At 48.3% G+C, this 2625-nt stretch carries 5 protein-coding genes; all 5 read right to left on the minus strand.

Annotated features, from left to right (window positions below; all coding sequences use genetic code 11):
• Window positions 1–443: HNH endonuclease (locus HF312_21340; GenBank protein ID MCU7522760.1), on the minus strand; the 443-nt coding region annotated here is incomplete at its 3' end.
• The gene (locus HF312_21345) at window positions 427–873 is read right to left on the minus strand and encodes a DUF2800 domain-containing protein (protein MCU7522761.1); all 447 of its coding nucleotides are present in this window, start codon (window positions 871–873) and stop codon (window positions 427–429) included. The genes HF312_21345 and HF312_21340, both read right to left, overlap by 17 nt.
• Window positions 873–1646: a DUF2800 domain-containing protein gene (locus tag HF312_21350; GenBank protein ID MCU7522762.1), complete on the minus strand. Its 774-nt coding sequence runs from the start codon at window positions 1644–1646 to the stop codon at window positions 873–875. Before HF312_21350 ends, HF312_21345 begins: the two co-directional genes overlap by 1 nt.
• A 2-nt stretch (window positions 1647–1648) precedes the next feature.
• Window positions 1649–2134 (minus strand): hypothetical protein, encoded by a 486-nt coding sequence (locus tag HF312_21355; GenBank protein ID MCU7522763.1) that lies wholly within the window; start codon window positions 2132–2134, stop codon window positions 1649–1651.
• Window positions 2106–2486, minus strand: coding sequence for a hypothetical protein (locus HF312_21360; protein MCU7522764.1), 381 nt, complete (start codon window positions 2484–2486; stop codon window positions 2106–2108). Before HF312_21360 ends, HF312_21355 begins: the two co-directional genes overlap by 29 nt.
• Window positions 2487–2625: the final 139 nt, after the last annotated feature.

Genomic DNA, 2625 nt, shown 5'->3' on the forward strand with positions numbered 1-2625 from the left:
GTTTGGATTTGGTTTTTGGTTTTGTGACATTTTGATTTCTCCTTCTTTTCCTTCATATTTTTAGATCGACGGATGCAATTTTCCTTGTGAGTCACAAGTTCCAGATTACATCTTCTGTTGTCGCTCTTATCGCCGTTGATGTGATCGATGCTCAAGCCCAGAGCGAAAAGGCTTGAACCGTCGCCGGGAATCCGGTTACCGTGGCAATCGCCGAAGTGGTAAAGAACCTTGATGTGCGTGAATGTCTGTTTTCCGTTTGCATGTTCCTGGTCCCAAATCTTGATCCGAAAGTATCCGGAGGAATTCGGGAACTGCTTGACCAAGGCTTTACGTTTTCGCGAGTACCAGCGTCCGTAATTGCTTATGCAATAGTTGTCAGTAACCTCCGCCCACTCTTCTCCCGGCTTGCAACGGATGCCAGGTGTTTTAAGAGCTTTGGCCAAAGTCTTCTTGAGCGGTTGATACTAGAGCGTATGCTGGGCGTTCGTCGGTATCCGGTACCAATGCCGGCTTTCCTGCAGGCTTGTAGATTTGTGAGCCTAGGATCGCTTCGAAGTTCTTCTTGCCTACAACCTTCTCAAGCTGTGCCAGTGACAGAAGCTTCTTCTCATAGATGACCGCTTCGTTGTAGCCTTCGAGCATGAGCATCTGGGCCGCGATTTCGTCATCCTTGAACTTGCGGAAGGATCGGCCTTCCACTACCTTGAAGCCTTCGTACTGTTCGCCTTTGATGGCCTGGTTGAGTGCAAATTCCTTGACCTGGTTAAGCCATGAGATGATGTTGTCAGCTTGTTTTAGGACGGCTGAAACCTGCTCTTTGGTTAATAGGTCAGGGCTTGCGGGGATTTGAAATGTTTCAGTAAAATCTTGCATTACTGTCCTCCTAAGATGTTTTGTATGATTTGGATCATGCGTTGAGCCCGTGCTTTGCATGTTGCTCGCGCCTTGCAGAATTGGCAATGATCGCCGGGTTCGAAAGTGCCGCAGTTGTCATATGCCATCTGTGCCCGTTTCATGACTGAGGTGTTGCCCCAGTCTTCGAGGTCTTTCCTCGACATTGTCTCAATACTGATGTTGTTGATGCGCGGCTGGAAGATATGCATCTTGACGGTCTCGATATCGAATATCAGTCCGTAGAGTTCGATTGCTCCCAGCCCATAAAGTCTGATCTGCGGATTCCCGGGGGCCTTGACCGGCACTCCCTTTCCGTACTTGAGGTCAATGATGTGCAGTGTGGTTCCCGCAATCAGCAGGAAGTCTCCAGTGCCGAAACCTTGCGGGACATATTTGGAAAAGTCTAAGCGAGCTTCAATGTCAGCAAAGGTCAACAGATGCTGAAGTTTCGATTGGTCATACAGTTCTTTGCAGTAGTCCAGGTATTGTTCGATGTAGTAATGGATCTCTTTGGAATCAAAGCCCTTGGTTTGCATCTCCAGTTCAAGATCAGTGAATTCCCAATGCTCAACATGGTCGTCGCCCAGGATGGCCAATCTCAATTCCAATTCAGCCAGTGCATGAGCTGCTGTCCCTTCCTCGGCATATTCCGTTGTTTCATCCGGGAAAAGCTGTTCCAGCGCCACGGACCTCGGGCACTCCATCCATCGATGGGCTTTGCTGGCTGATAGTGTGGCGTGTTGTTTCGGCATTTTTAGAGTGCCTTTGCTTGAGCCAAAAGATCGTCGTAGTTGAACTTGACCGGATCAAGATCGGACATCTTGGTTGCGCCATGGTTCCTCAAGAATTCAGCGACCTTCAGGTTGTTTCCGTCACGTTTGGCAACGGTGGCAAGGGTGGTTGCGATTTCTTCTTTAGTTGCTTTGGCCGTCGGCTTTGGTGCTTCAGCTGCAGGTTTCTTCTTAGTTTCTTTTGCCGGCTTCTCGTCCTCAATGCGTACTTCATGCTCGCCAAGGAATCCAGTTTCAGGTGCTGCAGGTTGCTGGCCTAGCACTTCATTGACTGGTGCGCCTGCATCGTTTAAGGCTGTCGTAACGATTTGCCCGGCTCTTTGGTTGTTCATTGTACCAAATTTTGATCTGATGGTGTTCGCCAGTTCTTCAAGCGACATGTTAACGCCGGTGACTGCCTTAGTCAGTTCCTCGAGCCCCTCAATTTTGATTGTCAGTTTGATTTCCATGTTCTTTCCTCCTATTCTGTTTTTCTATCGTAAGGCGAGTGATATTATCCTGGATGCAGTTATCACACAGGAATAAGTTTTCGCCGTTATCGATCTTGTTGTGGTTGTCCCGGGCAACGGAGAGCGGTATTGGCTTTCCGCAATTGTCGCATAGGACGATGTCGTGGTCAGTCATGATGGATGCAGCCAACGAGGTGTGCTCCTTTACATCCTGACCGTTCAAAACTAAGCCATCGATGTCTGCAAACAGGTCTTCCAGGATCTTGATGTAATAGACATCATTTTCTTCCTTGGAATACTTATCGCGATTGCACTCGATAGCTTCTTTTAACTGTTGGACTCTTTCGGACATAGGTGATTAGGTCCTTTCTGGCTTTTTTAACAAGCCGGTTAAAAATTTTATGCTTGGCCATGTTCCCTCCTAGTCATACATTTCTTCGAAGCGGCCGGAGTCCGTTCGGATCTTATCTCCCCGGATCTCGACTGGTCTT

The organism is Ignavibacteria bacterium, from assembly GCA_025612375.1.
Lineage (GTDB): Bacteria > Bacteroidota > Ignavibacteria > Ignavibacteriales > SURF-24 > JAAXKN01.